Source organism: Stenotrophomonas sp. STEN046 (assembly GCF_056759755.1).
On the sequence record NZ_JBRRDR010000033.1, the window covers coordinates 33,149 to 52,449 of the forward strand.

17 protein-coding genes are annotated in these 19,301 nt (G+C 65.1%); 14 read left to right on the forward strand and 3 right to left on the reverse strand.

What is annotated here, in order from left to right; genetic code table 11:
• Positions 1-28 precede the first annotated feature (28 nt).
• The 7 genes from rpsA to galU all read left to right on the forward strand — a co-directional run bounded on the left by rpsA (position 29) and on the right by galU (position 7,440).
• Positions 29-1,714 carry a 30S ribosomal protein S1 gene (gene rpsA / locus ACVOLJ_RS15005; RefSeq protein ID WP_475279629.1) on the forward strand — a complete coding sequence of 562 codons (1,686 nt, stop codon included), beginning with the start codon at positions 29-31 and terminating at the stop codon, positions 1,712-1,714.
• Positions 1,715-1,801: 87 nt separating this feature from the next.
• A complete protein-coding gene (locus tag ACVOLJ_RS15010) occupies positions 1,802-2,107 on the forward strand; it encodes an integration host factor subunit beta (RefSeq protein WP_005409286.1) in 306 nt (101 codons plus the stop codon).
• 78 nt (positions 2,108-2,185) lie between these two features.
• Positions 2,186-2,470, forward strand: coding sequence for a LapA family protein (locus tag ACVOLJ_RS15015; protein ID WP_475279630.1), 285 nt, complete (start codon positions 2,186-2,188; stop codon positions 2,468-2,470).
• 6 nt (positions 2,471-2,476) lie between these two features.
• The gene (lapB, locus tag ACVOLJ_RS15020; RefSeq protein WP_475279631.1) at positions 2,477-3,655 is read left to right on the forward strand and encodes a lipopolysaccharide assembly protein LapB; all 1,179 of its coding nucleotides are present in this window, start codon (positions 2,477-2,479) and stop codon (positions 3,653-3,655) included.
• Positions 3,656-3,658: 3 nt separating this feature from the next.
• Positions 3,659-4,636 carry an MraY family glycosyltransferase gene (locus ACVOLJ_RS15025; RefSeq protein ID WP_481564465.1) on the forward strand — a complete coding sequence of 326 codons (978 nt, stop codon included), beginning with the start codon at positions 3,659-3,661 and terminating at the stop codon, positions 4,634-4,636.
• A gap of 15 nt (positions 4,637-4,651) precedes the next feature.
• Positions 4,652-6,562: a polysaccharide biosynthesis protein gene (locus tag ACVOLJ_RS15030; RefSeq protein ID WP_481564466.1), complete on the forward strand. Its 1,911-nt coding sequence runs from the start codon at positions 4,652-4,654 to the stop codon at positions 6,560-6,562.
• A complete protein-coding gene (gene galU / locus ACVOLJ_RS15035; protein WP_475279634.1) occupies positions 6,562-7,440 on the forward strand; it encodes a UTP--glucose-1-phosphate uridylyltransferase GalU in 879 nt (292 codons plus the stop codon). Before ACVOLJ_RS15030 ends, galU begins: the two co-directional genes overlap by 1 nt.
• A 388-nt stretch (positions 7,441-7,828) precedes the next feature.
• Here the strand turns inward: galU and ACVOLJ_RS15040 are convergent, their stop codons facing one another.
• The 3 genes from ACVOLJ_RS15040 to ACVOLJ_RS15050 form a co-directional block, all read right to left on the reverse strand.
• A complete protein-coding gene (locus ACVOLJ_RS15040; RefSeq protein WP_089240530.1) occupies positions 7,829-9,037 on the reverse strand; it encodes an acetyl-CoA C-acyltransferase in 1,209 nt (402 codons plus the stop codon).
• Between the two features lie 98 nt (positions 9,038-9,135).
• Positions 9,136-11,508 carry a 3-hydroxyacyl-CoA dehydrogenase/enoyl-CoA hydratase family protein gene (locus ACVOLJ_RS15045; RefSeq protein ID WP_475279635.1) on the reverse strand — a complete coding sequence of 791 codons (2,373 nt, stop codon included), beginning with the start codon at positions 11,506-11,508 and terminating at the stop codon, positions 9,136-9,138.
• Positions 11,509-11,534: 26 nt separating this feature from the next.
• A complete protein-coding gene (locus tag ACVOLJ_RS15050) occupies positions 11,535-12,203 on the reverse strand; it encodes a TetR/AcrR family transcriptional regulator (RefSeq protein WP_135273271.1) in 669 nt (222 codons plus the stop codon).
• A 321-nt stretch (positions 12,204-12,524) separates the two neighbouring features.
• Between ACVOLJ_RS15050 and ndk the strand changes: the two genes are divergently transcribed.
• The 7 genes from ndk (at position 12,525) to der (ending at position 19,147) form a co-directional block, all read left to right on the forward strand.
• On the forward strand, positions 12,525-12,950 hold the full coding sequence (gene ndk, locus ACVOLJ_RS15055; RefSeq protein WP_089240536.1) for a nucleoside-diphosphate kinase: 426 nt from the start codon (positions 12,525-12,527) through the stop codon (positions 12,948-12,950).
• Between the two features lie 10 nt (positions 12,951-12,960).
• On the forward strand, positions 12,961-14,166 hold the full coding sequence (gene rlmN / locus ACVOLJ_RS15060) for a dual-specificity RNA methyltransferase RlmN (RefSeq protein ID WP_012510797.1): 1,206 nt from the start codon (positions 12,961-12,963) through the stop codon (positions 14,164-14,166).
• A complete protein-coding gene (locus ACVOLJ_RS15065) occupies positions 14,150-14,941 on the forward strand; it encodes a tetratricopeptide repeat protein (RefSeq protein WP_481564467.1) in 792 nt (263 codons plus the stop codon). The genes rlmN and ACVOLJ_RS15065 overlap by 17 nt, the downstream gene beginning before the upstream one ends.
• A gap of 18 nt (positions 14,942-14,959) precedes the next feature.
• Positions 14,960-15,823 carry a helix-turn-helix domain-containing protein gene (locus tag ACVOLJ_RS15070; RefSeq protein WP_475279637.1) on the forward strand — a complete coding sequence of 288 codons (864 nt, stop codon included), beginning with the start codon at positions 14,960-14,962 and terminating at the stop codon, positions 15,821-15,823.
• Positions 15,824-15,887: 64 nt separating this feature from the next.
• The gene (locus tag ACVOLJ_RS15075; protein ID WP_475279638.1) at positions 15,888-16,526 is read left to right on the forward strand and encodes a YfgM family protein; all 639 of its coding nucleotides are present in this window, start codon (positions 15,888-15,890) and stop codon (positions 16,524-16,526) included.
• A complete protein-coding gene (gene bamB / locus ACVOLJ_RS15080) occupies positions 16,526-17,734 on the forward strand; it encodes an outer membrane protein assembly factor BamB (RefSeq protein ID WP_475279639.1) in 1,209 nt (402 codons plus the stop codon). Before ACVOLJ_RS15075 ends, bamB begins: the two co-directional genes overlap by 1 nt.
• A 15-nt stretch (positions 17,735-17,749) precedes the next feature.
• Complete coding sequence (der, locus tag ACVOLJ_RS15085; protein ID WP_475279640.1) at positions 17,750-19,147, forward strand: ribosome biogenesis GTPase Der; 1,398 nt, start codon at positions 17,750-17,752, stop codon at positions 19,145-19,147.
• The last annotated feature ends 154 nt before the right edge of the window (positions 19,148-19,301 follow it).

The window sequence follows — 19,301 nt, forward strand, 5'->3', positions numbered from 1 at the left end:
GACCCATGTGTCCAACAGAGTAAATCTAATGACCGAATCATTTGCCGAACTGTTTGAAGCCAGCCAGGCCAATCTGGCCAAGCTGAAGCCGGGCGCCATCGTCAGCGGTACCGTTGTTGAAGTCCGCGGCGACGTCGTGGTGATCAACGCCGGGCTGAAGTCCGAAGGCATCGTGCCGATCGAACAGTTCCGTAACGACGCTGGCGAAATCGATGTTGCCGAAGGCGACATCGTCAAGGTCGCCCTCGACTCGATCGAGAACGGCTTCGGTGAAACCGTCCTGTCGCGCGAGAAGGCCAAGCGCGCGATGGTGTGGGACGAGCTGGAAGAAGCGTTGGAAAAGAACGAAACCATCACCGGCCGCATCAGCGGCAAGGTCAAGGGTGGTTTCACCGTGGACATCAAGGATGTCCGCGCCTTCCTGCCGGGTTCCCTGGTCGATGTGCGCCCTGTGCGCGATCCGGCCTACCTGGAAGGCAAGGAGCTGGAATTCAAGCTCATCAAGCTTGACCGCAAGCGCAACAACGTCGTGGTCTCGCGCCGCGCTGTCGTCGAAAGCGAGCACTCGGAAGAGCGCGAGCAGCTGATGGACAAGCTGCAGGAAGGCGCGATCCTGAAGGGTGTCGTCAAGAACCTGACCGATTACGGCGCATTCGTGGACCTGGGCGGTATCGACGGCCTGCTGCACATCACCGACATGGCATGGAAGCGCGTGCGCCATCCGTCCGAAGTCGTGAACGTCGGCGACGAGCTGGACGTGCGCGTGCTGAAGTTCGACCGCGAGCGCAACCGCGTTTCGCTGGGCCTGAAGCAGCTGGGCGAAGATCCGTGGGATAACATCGCCCGTCGTTACCCGGCCAACAGCCGCGTGTTCGGCAAGGTCTCCAACGTCACCGATTACGGCGCATTCGTCGAGATCGAGCCGGGCGTCGAAGGCCTGGTGCACGTTTCCGAGATGGATTGGACCAACAAGAACGTCAACCCGTCCAAGGTTGTGCAGGTCGGTGACGAAGTTGAAGTCATGGTCCTGGACGTCGACGAGGAGCGTCGCCGCATCTCGCTGGGCATGAAGCAGGTTGCCGCCAATCCGTGGGAAACCTTCGCTGCCACCCACAAGAAGGGTGACAAGGTGTCGGGCCAGATCAAGTCGATCACCGACTTCGGCATCTTCATCGGCCTGGACGGCGGCATCGACGGCCTGGTTCACCTGTCCGACATCAGCTGGGCGACCACTGGCGAAGACATCGTTCGCAACTTCAAGAAGGGCGACAACCTGGACGCAGTGGTCCTGGCCGTCGATCCGGAGCGCGAGCGCATTTCGCTGGGCGTCAAGCAGCTGGAGCAGGATCCGTTCGGCCAGTACATGGCGACCAATCCGAAGGGCTCCAAGGTCGAAGGCGTGGTGAAGGAAGTCGACGCCAAGGGCGCGATCATCGAACTGGCCGACGGCATCGAAGGTTACGTTGCGGCTCGCGACATCGCCAACGAGCGTGTTGACGACGCGACCCAGCACCTGAAGGTCGGCGACAAGGTCGAAGCCAAGTTCGTGGGCATGGACCGCAAGGGCCGTACCCTGCAGCTGTCGATCAAGGCCAAGGACGACGCTGAAATGCGCGAAGTGCTGGAAGAATACCAGTCCTCTTCGGCTGCCAGCGGCACCACCCAGCTGGGCGCGCTGCTGCGTGCACAGCTGAGCGGCAACAAGTCCGAGTAATCGGCCTTACGCTGTTCGTTGTTTCCTGGACGGCCCGGGCACTGCCCGGGCCGTTTCAGGCTGAGATGCCCCTGATGTGAGCCGGTAATGACCAAATCCGAACTGATCGAAATCCTTGCGCGCCGGCAGGCGCACCTGAAGGCCGATGATGTCGATCTGGCGGTCAAGTCATTGCTGGAAATGATGGGGGGCTCGCTGTCAGCCGGAGATCGGATCGAGATCCGTGGCTTTGGCAGCTTCTCGTTGCATTACCGTCCGCCGCGCCTGGGTCGCAACCCGAAAACCGGCGAATCAGTTGCCCTGCCGGGCAAGCATGTCCCTCATTTCAAGCCAGGCAAGGAATTGCGCGAGCGGGTCAGCAGTGTGCTGCCGCTGGACGCCGATCCGGCCTGAGCCCCGCCGTCGCGCGACTGCGTGCGGATTCCACCACGAGTCGGATAAGCTACGGCCTCCTGCCAATGGAGCTGTCGCATGAAGGTTTTTCGTCTGCTGGTCCTGCTGGCGGTTCTGATCCTTGGTTTGATCATCGGTGCGGTCAACATGACGGCCATGTCGATCAACCTGCTGTTCACCCAATTGAACACCTCCGTCGGTGTGGCGCTGATTGCCGCCCTGCTGATCGGTGTGATCGTCGGTGCCGGCCTGGTGCTGGTGAGCGTGGTCATTCCGCTCTACGGCCAGTTGCGTCGCGCCAACAAGACGGCGGCTGCGCCTGTGGCGCCGGTTGCCCCCTCCCAATCGTTTGATGGACGTTGATCGAAGATGGAATTTGTCTCCGAGTGGTTCTGGTTCTTCCTGTGTCTGCCGTTGGCGGCCCTGGCCGGCTGGGTTATCGGTCGTCGCGGCGGTCAGCGCCACGGTGACAACCAGGTCAGCCACCTGTCGAGCACCTATTTCCGCGGCCTGAACTATCTGCTCAACGAGCAGCCGGACAAGGCGATCGAGCTGTTCCTGCACATTGCCGAGCTGGACAAGGAAACCTTCGAGACCCAGGTCGCGCTGGGCCACCTGTTCCGTCGTCGCGGTGAAGTGGATCGTGCGATCCGCCTGCACCAGGGTCTGGTCAACCGCACCGACCTGAGCGACGCACAGCGCGTGCAGGCCCTGCTGGCACTGGGCGAGGACTACATGAAGTCCGGCCTGCTGGACCGCGCCGAAACCGTGTTCACCGAACTTGCGCAGCTGGATCAACGTGCGCCGCAGGCACTGAAGCACCTGATCGGCATCTACCAGGCCGAGCGCGACTGGGAAAAGGCGATCGACAACGCCACCCGTTTCGAGGACGTCACCGGCGAGCCGATGGGCAAGCTGATCGGTCAGTTCGAATGTGAGCTGGCCGAGCGCTTCCGTGGTGCCGGCAAGCTGGAAGAGGCGAGGGCGGCCATTGCCCGGGCCTACCAGGCCGATGCCATGTCCGTCCGCGCAGGCATCATCGAAGGCCGCCTGGAAACCGACGCCGGCAACGCCGAAGCGGCCGTGCGCGCCTTCGAGCGCGCTGCCCGCAATGATCCGGAATATCTGCCGGAAGTGCTGCCGGCGCTGATGGAAAACTATCGCAAGGTCGGCGACCTCGGCGGCGCGCGCGCGTTCCTGTCGGAGATGACCGAGCACTATCGCGGCATCGCCCCGGTGCTGGCGCTGACCCGCCTGATGGAAGAGCAGGAAGGTGTGGCGCCGGCGCGTGCCTACCTCGGCCGCCAGTTGAAGGACCGCCCGTCGGTGCGTGGCGAGTCGGCCCTGATCGACCTGACCCTGGCCGAAGGCGCAGATTCCACCGCCACCCTGCACGATCTCAAGCACATCACCGACCAGCTGCTGGTGCGCAATCCGGCCTATCGCTGCACCCGTTGTGGCTTTGGCGCGCGTACCCATCACTGGCAGTGCCCGAGCTGCAAGGAGTGGGGCACGGTGAAGCCGCTGCTGAACTACGCGGTGCTCTGAACCATGCCGTGGCTTGTGATGGCCGCGCTGCTGGGCCTGGCCGCGCTCAGCGCGGCATTGACCTGGGCCGCGCGTGGCTATGCGCTGCGCCGGCAGCTGCTGGATCAGCCGGGTGAGCGTCGCAGCCATAGCGTGGCAACGCCGCGCGGCGGTGGTATCGCCATCGTGGCCAGTCTGCTGGTCGCCGCAGCGGCGGCGGCCATCGTCTGGCCCGTCGCCGCGCCCAGCCTGGCTGTGGTCAGCATCGGCTTGATGCTGGTTGCCGGCATCGGCTGGTGGGACGACCACCGGCCGCTGCCCGCCCTGCGCCGGCTGCTGGTGCATGTGCTCGCCGCCGCGCTGCTGGCGGGGCTGGTCAAGTTGCACGGCGGCAGCTGGCTGCTGAGCCTGCTGGTGCTGTTCTTCACTGCATCGCTGATCAACATCTGGAATTTCATGGATGGGATCAACGGTATTGCCGCCAGCCAGGCGGTCATCGTCGCGCTGGGCTTTGCCAGTGTGTTGCCCTGGCCCTATTCGCTGGTAGCCGTTGCGCTGGGCGTGGCGTGCCTGGGTTTTCTGCCGTTCAATTTCCCCAACGCGCGGATCTTCATGGGCGATGTCGGCAGCGGTGCGCTGGGCTATGCGGTGGCCGTGGTGCTGGCTGTTGCCGCGCTGAAGACCGATATCAGCTGGATCCTGCTGCTGCTGCCGCCGTCTGCCTTCCTTGTGGACGCGGGCTTCACGCTGCTGGCGCGCATGCTCTCCGGGCAACGCTGGATGGAGCCCCACACCCAGCATGTCTACCAGCGCGCAGTGCAGGCAGGAGCCAGCCATGCAACGGTGACAGGGATGTACTTTGTTTTGGGCCTGTTCAGTATTACAGTGTTCAATATCTGCTCCAAATTGCAGCCGAGGTGGGAGGCTGTCGTAGCGGTGGCGTGGTTGGTCGCGCTGACTCTGCTCTGGCTCCTCCTGCGCAATGGATTGCGCCACCGATAAGGAATTACTCGATCTATGTCTTCACCCTGGCGGGACAGAATTCTCGGTCTGATGCCGCGGACGGCCATCGTCTGCCACGACCTGTTCATGGTCTGGGCGTGCTGGCAGCTGCTGCATGCCGGTCGTTACTCGATCCTCGCTGACGCACCTGCGCTGCCGCTCTGGAATGTCGACACCACGCTGGTCCTGCTGCTGCAGGGGCTGGTGTTCTGGCGTATCGGCCTCTATCGCGGCCTGTGGCGCTTTGCCAGCGTCAGCGACCTGCTCAACATCTTCAAGGCCAGCTTCATCGGCCTGATCGCCATCGTGCTGGTGCTGGCCTGGAAGCGCTTCAACGGCGTGCCGATGTCGGTGCTGGTGATCTATCCGTTCGCACTGTCGGCGCTGCTGGGCGCGCCGCGCCTGTTGTACCGGGCGTGGAAGGACTACCAGTCGCTGCAGTCCGATTCGACCGCACGACGGGTGCTGATCCTGGGTGCAGGGCAGGCGGCCGAAACCCTGGTCCGCGATCTGCGCCGGTCCGGCAACTTCGAACCGGTCGGCCTTCTTGACGATGCACCGCACCTGCGTGGCGCCAAGCTGCAGAGCCTGCCGGTGCTGGGCACGCTGGACGATGCGCCGGCAGTGGCACGCGAGACGGCGGCCAAGCTGCTGGTGATCGCCATGCCGTCGCTGGACGCCGTGGGCATGCAGCGGGTGGTGGCCATCTGCGAGAGCACCGGCATCCCGTTCCGCACCGTGCCCAAGCTCAGCGACATCCTGCAGGGACAGTCGCTGCCGGGGCAGTTGAAGGAAGTGGCGATCGAAGACCTGCTGGGCCGCAAGCCGATCATGCCCGACTGGAACCTGATCCGTGGCTGGTTGGGCGGGCGCACGGTGATGGTGACCGGTGCCGGTGGTTCGATCGGCTCGGAGCTGTGCCGCCAGTGCGCACGCCATGGTGCCGGGCGCATCGTGCTGCTTGAGATCAGCGAGCTGTTGCTGCTGACCATCGAAGGCGAGCTGCGTCGCAGCTTCCCCGATGTCGAGATCGAAGCGGTGCTGGGTGACTGCGGCGACCCGGCGGTGATCCGCCATGCGCTGTCGCTGCATCCGGTCGACACCGCCTTCCATGCCGCCGCCTACAAGCATGTGCCGGTGCTGGAGCGCCAGCTGCGTGAGGCCGTGCGCAACAACATCCTGTGCACCGAGAACGTGGCCCGGGCCTGCCTGGAAGCCCGCGTCGAGCACTTCGTGTTCATTTCGACCGACAAGGCGGTCGATCCGGTCAATGCGCTCGGTGCCAGCAAGCGCTATGCCGAGATGATCTGCCAGAGCCTGGACCAGAAATCCACGCACACCCGTTTCGTGACCGTGCGCTTCGGCAACGTGCTGGCGTCGGCCGGCAGCGTGGTGCCGCTGTTCCGCGATCAGATCCTCAAGGGCGGCCCGGTTACTGTCACCGATCCGGAGGTCAGTCGTTACTTCATGACCATTCCCGAGGCCTGCCAGCTGATCCTGCAGGCGGCCGCGTCGGCCTCGCACGGGGCGATCTACACGCTGGACATGGGCGAGCCGGTGCCGATCCGGGTGCTGGCCGAACAGATGATCCGTCTGGCCGGCAAGCAGCCGTACAAGGAAATCCCGATCATCTACACCGGGCTGCGCCCGGGCGAGAAGCTGCACGAGACCCTGTTCTATTCCGACGAGGACTACCGGCCGACCGCGCACCCCAAGATCCTGGAAGCCGGCGTGCGCGCGTTCTCGCGCGATGTCGTGCTGGGCAACGTGCCGCGACTGCGCGAAGCGATCGCCAGCTACGACACCGCCACCATCCAGGAAATCCTGTTTGCGACGATGCCGGAATTCTCGCCAATCGAACAGGACGCTTACATTTCGTCCGCTAAAGTTGTGCCTTTCCCGGCACGTGAGGCCAACAGGCACTGATGAGCAAGCGCATTCGCAAAGCAGTATTCCCGGTCGCGGGATTGGGTACGCGTTTCCTGCCGGCGACCAAGACGGTCCCGAAGGAAATGCTGCCGATCATCGATCGGCCCCTGATCCAGTACGCTGTGGATGAGGCGATCGAAGCGGGCTGTGACACCCTGGTGTTCATCACCAATCGCTACAAGCACGCCGTCGCCGACTATTTCGACAAGGCCTACGAGCTGGAGCAGAAGCTCGAGCGTGCAGGCAAGCAGGAGCAGCTGGAGCTGATCCGCCATGTGCTGCCGGAAGGTGTGCGCGCGATCTTCGTGACCCAGGCCGAAGCCTTGGGGCTGGGCCACGCGGTGCTGTGCGCGAAGGCCGTCATCGGCGATGAGCCGTTCGCCGTGCTGCTGCCCGATGACCTGATCTGGAACCGCGGCGCCGGTGCGCTGAAGCAGATGGCTGACCTCAACGAGGCCAGTGGCGCCAGCGTCATCGCCGTCGAGGATGTACCGCACGACAAGACCGCCAGCTACGGCATCGTGGCGACCGAGGCCTTCGATGGCCGCAAGGGCCGGATCTCGCAGATCGTGGAAAAGCCGAAGCCGGAGGATGCGCCGAGCGACCTGGCCGTGGTCGGCCGCTATGTGCTGAGCCCGAAGATCTTCGAGCTGCTGGAGGCGACCGGCAGTGGTGCCGGCGGCGAGATCCAGCTGACCGATGCGATTGCCGAGCTGTTGAAGACCGACCAAGTCGATGCCTTCCGTTTCGAGGGCACGCGTTTCGATTGCGGCACCCACCTGGGGCTGGTCGAGGCGACGATCCGCTTTGCGCTGGATAATCCGAAGCTGGCCGGGCCGGCGCGCGAGAAGCTGGCGGCGATGTTGGCGGAGTAAGGTTTATCGAGCGCTCCGCTCGCGCTTTGATTGATACGTGGGGGAGGGGGGGGGCAGCCCTCTCCAAAACACGCCAAAGCCCTTCCATGGTGCTCGATGGCGCCATCCATGGCGCCAACGGTTTTGGAGAGGGCTACCCGCCCCCTCTCGACAGTTTCCGTGTGGCGCGGATGGGAAGGGCGGAATCAAGGGCAGGGCAGAAACAAAAAAGGCAGCCGATGGCTGCCTTTTTCGTTTCCAGGGCATCCACGCATGGCGTGGATCTACTGCACTTGCCTCTGCTCATCCCTCCGCTGCGGGGAAGGATGGGTTTACGGCGTGTCCCGGGCAGTCTCACCCACCCGGGCCCTTCAGCAAACCGACAGGTCCGCCGGCAACGCTTTGAACCTTACAGCGCCTCGAAAATGCCCGCTGCGCCCATGCCGGTGCCGATGCACATCGTCACCATGCCGTACTTCTGCTGGCGACGACGCAGGCCGTGCAGCAGCGTCGCGGTACGGATCGCGCCGGTCGCACCCAGCGGGTGACCCAGCGCGATCGCGCCGCCCAGCGGGTTGACCTTGCTCGGGTCCAGGCCGCAATCGCGGATCACCGCCAGCGACTGCGCGGCGAAGGCTTCGTTGAGCTCGATCCAGTCCAGCTGGTCCTGGGTCAGCCCAGCCTGCTTGAGCGCCTTCGGAATCGCGGCGATCGGGCCAATACCCATCACTTCCGGACGCACGCCAGCCACCGAGAAGCTGACGAAACGCGCCAGCGGGGTCAGGCCGTAGTCCTTGATCGCCTGCTCCGAGGCCAGCAGCACCGCGCCAGCGCCATCGCTCATCTGCGAGGAGTTGCCGGCGGTGACGGTGCCGCCGAACTGACCGTTGCGGAACACCGGGCGCAGCTTGGCCAGGCCTTCAGCCGAGGAATCCGGGCGCGGGCCTTCGTCGGTGTCGGCCACCTTGTTGCGGGTGATGATGCGCTTGCCGTCAGCCAGGTCCGGCTGGTGCGAGACGATCTCGTACGGGCTGATCTCGTCCTTGAAGTCGCCGTTCTGGATCGCGGCCATCGCCTTCTGGTGCGAGGCGAGAGCGAAGGCGTCCTGGTCTTCGCGCGAGACCTTCCACTCTTCAGCCACCTTTTCGGCGGTGATGCCCATGCCGTAGGCGATGGCCACGTGGTCGTTGTCGAATACGCTCGGCGCCATCGCGATCTTGTTGCCCATCATCGGCACCATCGACATCGACTCGGTACCGCCGGCCAGCATCAGGTCGGCATTGCCAAGGCGGATCGCATCGGCGGCCTGGGCCACGGCCTGCAGGCCGGATGAGCAGAAGCGGTTCACGGTCTGCGCGGCGATGGTGTTGGGCAGGCCGGCCAGCAGCACGCCGATGCGTGCCACGTTCATGCCCTGCTCGGCTTCCGGCATGGCGCAGCCGATGATCGCGTCATCGATGCGGTTGACGTCTACGCCCGGCGCCTGCGCCACGACGCTGCGCAGCACGTGGGCCAGCATGTCATCGGGGCGGGTGTTGCGGAACATGCCCTTGGGCGCCTTGCCAACCGGGGTGCGGGTGGCGGCGACGATGTAGGCGTCCTGGATTTGCTTGGTCATTGCAGTGATCTCTTGAATAGGTTTGCCGGTGTGCCGACCAACGGTCGGCACCTACCAGAGGCAGAGGAGTGCCGGCCACAGCCGGCACTCGCCATCAATCAGTTCCGCAGCGGCTTGCCGGTCTTGAGCATGTGCGCGATGCGGGCCTGGGTCTTTTCCTGCTGGGCCAGTTCGACAAAGTGCTTGCGCTCCAGGGTCAGCAGCCACTCTTCGTCGACCAGGGTGCCGCGGTCGACCTTGCCGCCGCACAGCACGGTGGCGATGCGCTCGGCGATCTCATAGTCGTACGGGCTGATGAAGCGACCTTCCAGCATGTTGACCAGCATCATCTTGAAGGTGGCGATGCCAACATCGCCGGCCACCTGGATGCGGCGTGCCGGCAGCGGCGGACGGTAGCCGGCCTCGGCCAGCGCACGTGCTTCAGCCTTGGCGATGTACAGCGCCTCGTAGCTGTTGAACACGACCTTGTCGGTGCTGCGCAGCAGACCCAGTTCCTGGGCGTTGACCGCCGAGTTGGAGACCTTGGCCATTGCCACGGTCTCGAAGGTCTTCTTCAGCTCGGCGAACACGTCACCGCCCGGGCCGGCCGCCTGCGAGGCGCGCACGGCCAGTTCCTTCAGGCCGCCACCGGCCGGCAGCAGGCCGACGCCGGCCTCGACCAGGCCGATGTAGCTTTCCAGGAAGGCCACGGTCTTGGCGCTGTGCATCTGGAACTCGCAGCCGCCACCCAGGGCCAGGCCGCGCACGGCAGCCACCACCGGCACCAGCGAGTACTTGATGCGCTGGCTGGTGCGCTGGAAGTTGTGCACCATTTCTTCGAACTGGTCGACCTTGCCGGCCTGCAGCAGGCCCAGCGCGCCGGCCAGGTCGGCGCCAGCGGAGAAGGGTTCCTTCTGCTGCCAGATCACCAGGCCCTGGAAGTTCTTTTCAGCAAGCGACACGCATTCCTGCAGGCCGTCGAGCACGTGGTCGGAGACGGTGTTCATCTTGGTCTTGAAGCTGACCACGGCAATGCCGTCGCCGTCGTGCCACATGCGCACGCCATCGTTCTCGAACACGGTCTCGCCCGGTGCGAACTTCTCGCCCAGCAGCGGATCGGGGAAGCGCTGGCGCTGGTACACCGGCAGCGACGAACGCGGCAGCTTGGCGTTGCGCGACGGGCTGTAGCTGCCTTCGGCGGCGTGCACGCCGTCGCGGCCATCGAACACCCAGTCCGGCAGGGGTGCGTTGCTCATGCTCTTGCCGGCCACGATGTCATCGGCAATCCACTGCGCGACCTGCTTCCAGCCGGCGGCCTGCCAGGTTTCGAACGGGCCCAGCGACCAGCCGTAGCCCCAGCGGATTGCCAGGTCGACGTCGCGCGCGGTCTCGGCGATGTCGGCCAGGTGGTAGGCGCTGTAGTGGAACAGGTCGCGGAAGGTCGCCCACAGGAACTGCGCCTGCGGGTGCTGGCTCTCGCGCAGCTTGGCGAACTTCTCGGCCGGGTTCTTGATCTTCAGGATCTCCACCACTTCCGGTGCCGCGGTGCGGTCGGCGGCGCGGTAGTCCTGCTTTTCCAGATCGAGGACGACGATGTCCTTGCCGACCTTGCGGAAGATGCCGGCGCCGGTCTTCTGGCCCAGCGCGCCCTTGGAAATCAGCGCGTCCAGCCACTTCGGCGACTTGAAGAATTCATGCCACGGATCATTGGGCAGCGTGTCGCCCATGGTCTTGATGACGTGGGCCATGGTGTCCAGGCCGACCACGTCGGAGGTGCGGTAGGTGGCCGACTTCGGGCGACCGACCAGCGGGCCGGTCAGGCCGTCCACTTCGTCAAAGCCCAGGCCGAACTGCTGGGTGTGGTGGATGGTGGACAGGATCGAGAACACGCCGATGCGGTTGCCGATGAAGTTCGGGGTGTCCTTGGCGTACACCACGCCCTTGCCCAGAGTGGTGACCAGGAACGCTTCCAGGCCTTCCAGCACGGCGGCGTCGGTGGTGGTGGCGGGGATCAGCTCAGCCAGGTGCATGTAGCGCGGCGGGTTGAAGAAGTGCACGCCGCAGAAGCGGTGGCGCAGCTGCTCGGGCAGCACGTCGGCCAGCTTGTTGATGCCCAGGCCGGAGGTGTTGGAGGCCAGCACCGCGTGGTCGGCCACGAACGGAGCGATCTTCTTGTACAGGTCCTGCTTCCAGTCCATGCGCTCGGCGATGGCCTCGATGATCAGGTCGCAGTCCTTCAACTGCTCCAGGCTGCTCTCATAGTTGCCCGGAGTGATGGCTTCAGCCAGCGACTTGCTGGCCAGCGGCGCCGGGCTCAGCTTGCCCAGGTTGGCGATCGCCTTCAGCACGATGCCGTCGGCCGGACCTTCCTTGGCGGGCAGGTCGAACAGCACGGTGTCGACGCCAGCGTTGGTGAGGTGGGCGGCGATCTGGGCACCCATGACGCCGGCACCCAGCACGGCGGCGCGGCGGACTAGCAGGGAATTGGACATGGTGTAGGGCCTTTGTTGGTCAGCAGTTACTGGGTGGAATCAATGGAGGCGGGCAGGGCGTTGCCGCTGCGTGCGGCGGCGCGGAACCCGGCCTCGGCGAAATGGATCAGTTCATGGGCGGCATGGGCACGATGCGCCGCTTCGGTGACACCAGCGGGACGCTTGATCAGCCCGAAGTCGGCCATGGCGTAGGTAAGCGAACCGGCCAGGAAATCCAGGCGCCAGTACAGCTCTTCCTTGCTCAGGTCGGGCACGCATTCGGCGATGGCCTTGCCGAACGCGCGCAGCACATGGCCGTAATGGTCGGACAGGAACTTGCGCAGGTTGTCGTTCTTCTCGGCGTAGGCGCGGGCGATCACGCGTACGAATGCGCCGCCGCTCTGGCGGTCCTGGGCCATGGCCAGCGCCGGTTCGACGAAGGCAGCCAGCACCGGGCGCAGCTGGCCGGGGTGCTCGCTGCGGGCGCGTTCAAGCTGGGTCAGGCGGGCACCGGTCATCTCGTCCATGCGGCGGCGGAACACCTCGTTGACCAGGTTTTCCTTGGAGCCGAAGTGGTAGTTCACCGCAGCGATGTTGACGTCGGCCTGGCTGGTGACCTGGCGCAGCGAGGTGCCGGCAAAGCCGTGCTGGGCGAACAGCTCCTCGGCGGCACCGAGGATCCGGTCCTTGGTCGAGAAGTGGGCGGGCTTGGCCATTGGCTGGACGGACCTTAATCAAACGATTGTTTGATACTAGAACCAGACGGTAGCGTATGGCATTTTGCAGTGCAGCAAAATTTCACTGCCCGGTTAGAAGGGATTCAGTAGTGCCAGCCCATGGCTGGCAGCGCTTGATCCTGAATGGGCGGAATCCGAGCCATGGCGCCCGACATCCGGCCTGCCAGCCATGGGCTGGCACTACCGAGCGGGATCTTTTACAATCCGCGCACGTTTATCAGGCTAAGCCCGCGTTTCGACGCGGCTTTTTTTTTGTTACCCTTCGGGCCATCAGCGGCCCGATTCCATTGGAGACATCCCATGGCGCTGGAGCGCACCCTTTCGATCGTCAAGCCGGATGCCGTTGCAAAGAACGTCATCGGCGAAATCTACGCCCGCTTTGAGAAGGCTGGCCTGAAGGTCGTGGCCGCCAAGTACAAGCAGCTGTCGCGCCGTGAAGCCGAAGGCTTCTACGCCGTGCACCGCGAGCGTCCGTTCTTCAACGCGCTGGTCGAGTTCATGATCTCCGGCCCGGTGATGATCCAGGCCCTGGAAGGCGAGAACGCCGTCCTGGCCCACCGCGACCTGCTGGGCGCCACCAACCCGAAGGAAGCCGCCGCAGGCACCATCCGCGCCGACTTCGCCGAATCCATCGATGCCAACGCCGCACACGGCTCGGACTCGGTCGAGAATGCAGCGATTGAAATCGCCTACTTCTTCGCCGCCACCGAAGTCGTTTCGCGCTGAGAGTAATGCCGTGAACGAGGTCGTACAGACACCCGCCATCCAGCCGCTGCCGAAGTCGGCACCCACGGCTGGCAAGCAGAACCTGCTCGACCTCGATCGCGCGGGCCTGGAGAAGTTTTTCGTCGAGGTTCTTGGCGAGAAGAAGTTCCGTGCCCATCAGGTGATGAAGTGGATCCACCATCGCTACGTCACCGAGTTCGATGAGATGACCGACCTCGGCAAGGTCCTGCGCGCCAAGCTGCAGGAGCATGCCGAGGTCCTCGTCCCGAACATCGTGTTCGACAAGCCCTCCGCCGACGGCACCCACAAGTGGCTGCTGGCGATGGGCGTGGATGGCAAGAACGCCATCGAGACCGTGTACATCCCCGACAAGACCCGCGGCACGCTGTGCGTGTCCTCGCAGGTCGGTTGCGGCCTGAACTGCACGTTCTGCTCTACCGCCACCCAGGGTTTCAACCGCAATCTGACCACCGCCGAGATCATCGGCCAGGTGTGGATCGCTGCGCGTCACCTGGGCAATGTGCCGCACCAGATGCGCCGCCTCACCAACGTGGTGATGATGGGCATGGGCGAGCCGTTGATGAATTTCGACAACGTCGTGCGCGCCATGAGCGTGATGCGCGACGACCTGGGCTACGGCCTGGCCAACAAGCGCGTGACACTGTCGACCTCCGGCCTGGTGCCGCAGATCGACCGCCTGTCCACCGAAAGCGACGTGTCGCTGGCGGTGTCGCTGCATGCGCCCAACGATGCGCTGCGCGAGACCTTGGTGCCGCTCAACAAGAAGTACCCGATCGCCGAGCTGATGGCCTCGTGCGCACGCTACCTGCGCGCCAACAAGCGCCGCGAATCGGTCACCTTCGAATACACCCTGATGAAGGGCATCAACGACAAGCCCGAGCATGCCCGCGAGCTGGCCCGCCTGATGCGCCAGTTCGACAACGCGGTGCAGGCCAAGGACTCGGGCAAGGTCAACCTGATCCCGTTCAATCCGTTCCCGGGTACCCGCTACGAGCGTTCGGAAGAAGCGCACATCCGCGCCTTCCAGAAGATCCTGCTCGACAGCAATGTACTGACGATGGTGCGCCGCACGCGCGGTGACGACATCGATGCGGCCTGCGGCCAGCTCAAGGGTCAGGTGATGGATCGCACCCGTCGCCAGGCCGAGTTCAACAAGACGCTGCAGGCAGGGAAGGGGAGTGATGCGGCCGCTTGATCGCCTGTTGCCGGCCCTGTTCGCAGGCGCGCTGGCAGTGGCGTCCGGCGGTTGCACGACCACCAGTGAAATTCCGATCGGCCCTGGTGGCGTGGCGCCGGTCCACAGCGTGCGCGACGCGCCGGGCGTGCGCCAGAAGTTCCACTACGAGGATCTGCTCGCCCTGGCTGCACGCGACATGCAGGTGGGCAACCTGGACGAGGCCGAGCGCAAGGTGCGACGCGCGCTGAAGCTGCAGTCCAATGGCGTGGATGCGGTGATGCTGCTGGCCGGCATTGAAGACCGCCGGGGCCGCGAACAGCAGGCCGGAGACGGCTTCCGCAGGGCCGCCGAGCTGGCCCCCCAGCGTGGCGATGTGCTCAATAATTACGCGGCCTGGTTGTGCCAGCACGGCCAGGCGGCCGAGTCGCTGGTGTGGTTCGACCGCGCGCTGCAGGCTCCCGATTACGCCACCCCGGCGGCCGCGCAGGCCAATGCCGGCGGCTGTGCGCTGGATGCCGGGCAGCTCGAACGTGCCGAGCGCGACCTGCGTGCGTCCCTGTCCCAGGTGCCTGACAACCCGGTTGCGCTGGAGTCGATGGCGCAGCTCAGCTTCCGCCGCGGGCAGTTCATGGAGGCCCGGGCCTTCGCCGAACGTAGGATTGCGGCTGCACCGGCCACGCGTTCCGTGTTACAACTTGCCTCTGAAATCGAGGCGCGACTGGGCGATCGGGCAGCATCTGATCGCTATCTTCAGCGGATTCGACAGGAATTTCCGCAGGAAGCGGGCTCCTAACTCCAGGGTTGATGCATTGTGATTGATGACCAGACTGTGAGCGATCTCGACACTGTGGCCGGCTGCGGCACCCGCCTGCGCCAGGCCCGTGAGGCCGCCGGACTGACCCTTGAAGACGTCGGCCAGCGCCTGCGCATGCCGGTCCAGGTGGTGAAGTCGCTTGAAGCAGAGCAGTGGCAGAAGTTGGGGGCGCCGGTTTTCGTGCGTGGCCAGCTGCGCAGCTATGCGCGCCTGCTCAAGGTGGATGTGAGTGAACTGCTGGAGCAGGCCCAGGTGGGCCCGGTGGTTCCGCCGACCCTGGTCAGCCATACCCATACCCCCCGCGCACGGCGGATCGCCGAGAACCTCGGCCGTCGCGCGCTGTATGTCGGCATCACCGCGGTGCTGGCCGTGCCGGTCTGGTTTGCCACCCGTGGCCACTTCGACGGCACCTCGCCCTCGCCGAGCACTGCCTCGCTGGACGTGATTCCGGCGGCGGTGCCGGTCACCCCGGCCGGGCCGGGCTCCGCTGCGGCAGCGCCGGCCGATGTGGTTGCCGCGCCGGTGGCCAAGCCTGCCGCCACACCGTACGTCGCCTCCCTGGCGCCGGTGCCGCGTGCTGCTCCGGCGGCCGCTGCGGCCAATCTGGACATGCAGTTCAGTGGTGACAGCTGGGTCGATATCGCAGGTCCCGATGGCGGCAGTGTCGAAAAGGCCCTGATCAAAGCCGGCGAGACCCGCAGCTTCACCCCCGGCCAGGTGGCCCGGGTCACCCTGGGCAACGCCTCGGCGGTCCAGGTTCAGCAGAATGGCGCTATCGTCGATCTGACGCCCTATCAGCGAGCCAACGTGGCACGCTTTCAGGTATCCTCTGAAGGCTCCGTTGTCCCGGTTTCACACTGAGGCGCGGTTTCACCACCTTCGATAATCCCAATGGTCCCTCCCGATGGGCGGGGCGAGAGTACGCATGGCGATCGACGACCTGCTCGACGAGCACGAACAAAGTGAACGCGTCCGCAGCTGGCTGCGGAAGAATGGCGCCAGCATCATTGGTGGCGTAGTAATCGCCATCGGTGCCATTGCCGGCTGGCAGTGGTACCAGAAGGACCAGGGCGGCAAGCTGGCTTCGGCCAATGTCGAGTACCAGAAGGCCCTGGTGGGCCTGCAGGACAACAAGCTCGACGACGCGGCCAAGGCGGTCAAGGCGCTGGAGGCTGGCCCGTCCAGCATCTATGGCGACCTGGCCGCGCTGCAGCTGGCCAAGGCCCAGGTTGATGCGGGCAAGAATGAAGAAGCGCTGGCCACCCTGCGCGCGGTGAAGGTCGAAGGTGACCTGCAGCGCGTGGTCGACCAGCGTGTGGCGCGCCTGCTGGTGGCTACCGGCAAGGGCGATGAAGCGATCAAGCTGCTTGGCAGCGCCAGCGACAGCAGCAGCCTGGAAATCCACGGCGACGCGCTGATGGCGCAGGGCAAGCGTGACGCGGCCCGCGAACAGTATGAGAAGGCGCTGAAGACGCTGGACGTGGCAGCGCCGCAGCGGCGACTGCTGGAAACCAAGGTTATGGACGCCGGCGGCACCGTCGCCGCCCCTGCGGAGTCGGTTTGATGAGTCAGAAGGTCATGATCACGCGCGTCGCCACCGTGCTCCTGCTCGGGATGGCGCTGTCCGGTTGCAGCACCATGAAGGGCTGGTTCGCCGGTAAGGACGCAGCAGCGAAGAAGGCACAGGAGCCGGCGGAACTGGTCAAGTTCGAGCCGACCCTGAAGGTCAGCAAGGCCTGGTCGGTCAACCTGGGCAAGGGCGAGCGCCGCATCGGCGTACGCCAGGGCCCGGCAGTGGCCAATGGCCACGTGTTCGCTGCGGCGATCACCGGTGGCGTGCACGCCATCGACCTGCAGACCGGCAAGAAGGTCTGGACCTGGGAGCCGAAGAAGGAAAAGAAGAAGGCCAAGCTGCGCTTGTCCGGCGGCCCGGGTGTCGGCGAGAACCTGGTGGTCATCGGTACGCTGGATGGCCAGGTGATCGCGCTGGACATCAACGATGGCAGCGAGAAGTGGCGCGCCCGCGTGCCCAACGAAGTCATCGCCGCGCCGGCCATTGCCCAGGGCATGGTGTTCGTGCGCAGCAATGACGGTCGTGTCACCGCCTTCGATGCCGGCAACGGTACCCAGAAGTGGTTCAACCCCAGCGAGCTGCCGGCGCTGACCGTGCGTGGCAACGCGCCGGTGGTGGCGGGCCCGGGCGTGCTGTTCATCGGCAAGGACGAGGGCAGCGTTGCTGCGCTGGCCATGCAGGACGGCCGCACCCTGTGGGACCAGAACGTGGGTACCGGCGAAGGCCGTACCGAGCTGGACCGCATGGCCGACGTCGATGGCGCCCCGGTGCTCGATGGCAATACGCTGTTTGTAAGCAGCTTCAAGAACCAGACCATGGCCATCGAAGGCCCGACCGGTCGCCCGCTGTGGGCGCGTGACCACGGCGGTGCCGGTGGCGTGGCGGTTTCTTCGGGCAATGTTTTCGTTACCGACAACAAGGGCGGCGTGTTCGGCCTGGACAAGGCCAGCGGCGCGGCAATGTGGTCGCAGACCGCACTGGCCCGTCGCTCGCTGACCGGTCCGGCCCTGCACGGCGACTACGTCGTGGTCGGTGACTACAAGGGATACCTGCATTGGCTGCAGGCCTCCGATGGCGCGATGGCGGCGCGGGCAAAAAGTGGCGGTGACGCCCTTCTGGCCCAGCCGATCGTCGTCGATGGGGTGCTGCTGGTGCAGAACGTTGATGGCAAGCTGACCGCATTCCGGTTGGCAAATTAATACGGAGTAATCGCGATGCTGCCTTTGGTCGCCCTGGTTGGACGGCCGAATGTCGGCAAGTCGACCATATTCAATGCACTCACCCGTACACGTGACGCCCTGGTCCATGACCAGCCCGGCGTCACCCGGGACCGCAACTATGGCGTCTGCCGGCTTGACGAGGACAACCATTTCCTCGTCGTCGATACCGGCGGCATCGCAGAGGAAGAAGAAGGCCTGGCTGGCGCTACCACGCGCCAGGCCCGCGCTGCCGCTGGCGAAGCTGACCTGATCCTGTTTGTCGTCGATGCCCGTGAGGGCACCTCGGCGATGGACGATGAGATCCTGGCGTGGCTGCGCAAGCTGTCGCGCCCGACGCTGCTGCTGATCAACAAGATCGACGGCACCGACGAGGACACCGTGCGTTCGGAGTTCGCCCGTTACGGTTTTGGCGAAATGCTGACCGTCTCGGCCGCGCATCGCCAGGGTCTGGATGACCTGCTGGAAGAAGTGATCCAGCGTCTGCCGGAAGAGGGCAGCGGCGAAGAGCTGGACAACGATCCGAACCGCGTGCGCATCGCCTTCGTCGGGCGCCCCAACGTGGGCAAGTCGACGCTGGTCAACCGCATCCTGGGCGAGGAGCGCATGATCGCCTCCGACGTGCCGGGCACCACCCGCGACTCGATCGCCGTGGACCTGGAGCGTGATGGTCGCGAATACCGCCTGATCGATACCGCCGGCCTGCGCCGTCGCTCGCGCGTGGACGAGGTTGTCGAGAAGTTCTCGGTGGTCAAGACCATGCAGTCGATCGAGCAGTGCCAGGTGGCGGTGCTGATGCTGGACGCCACCGAAGGCGTGACCGACCAGGACGCCACCGTGCTCGGCGCGGTGCTCGATGCCGGCCGCGCGTTGGTGATTGCCATCAACAAGTGGGATGGCCTGACCGACTACCAGCGCGAGCAGGCCGAAACGATGCTGTCGCTGCGCCTGGGCTTCGTGCCGTGGGCGGAATCGGTGCGTATCTCGGCCAAGCATGGTTCGGGCCTGCGTGAGCTGTTCCGTGCGGTGCACCGTGCGCACGAGTCGGCCAACAAGGAATTCACCACCAGCGAAGTGAACAAGGCGCTGGAAGTGGCCTACGAGACCAACCCGCCGCCGACCATCCGCGGCCATGTCTCCAAGCTGCGTTACGTGCACCCGGCCGGCGCCAACCCGCCGACCTTCATCGTGCACGGCACCCGCCTGAAAGAGCTGCAGGAGTCGTACAAGCGCTACCTGGAGAACTTCTTCCGCAAGCGCTTCAAGCTGGTCGGTACGCCGGTGCAGTTCATCTTCCGCGAGGGTGCCAACCCGTACGAGGGCAAGAAGAACGTGCTGACCGAACGCCAGGTCAAGGCCAAGCGGCGCTTGATGAAGCACGTCAAGGGCAAGTGATCCACGAAAAGGCGGCCGCAGGGCCGCCTTTTTCGTTGTGGTAGTGGCGGGGGGGGCGGGCGCGGCCGCCCCCCGGTGGTGGAGTGTGGGTACAGCGTGCCGGCCGCGCGCCCGGGGGGCACCCCGGGGAGCGGTGGCGGCAAAGAGTTAGGCG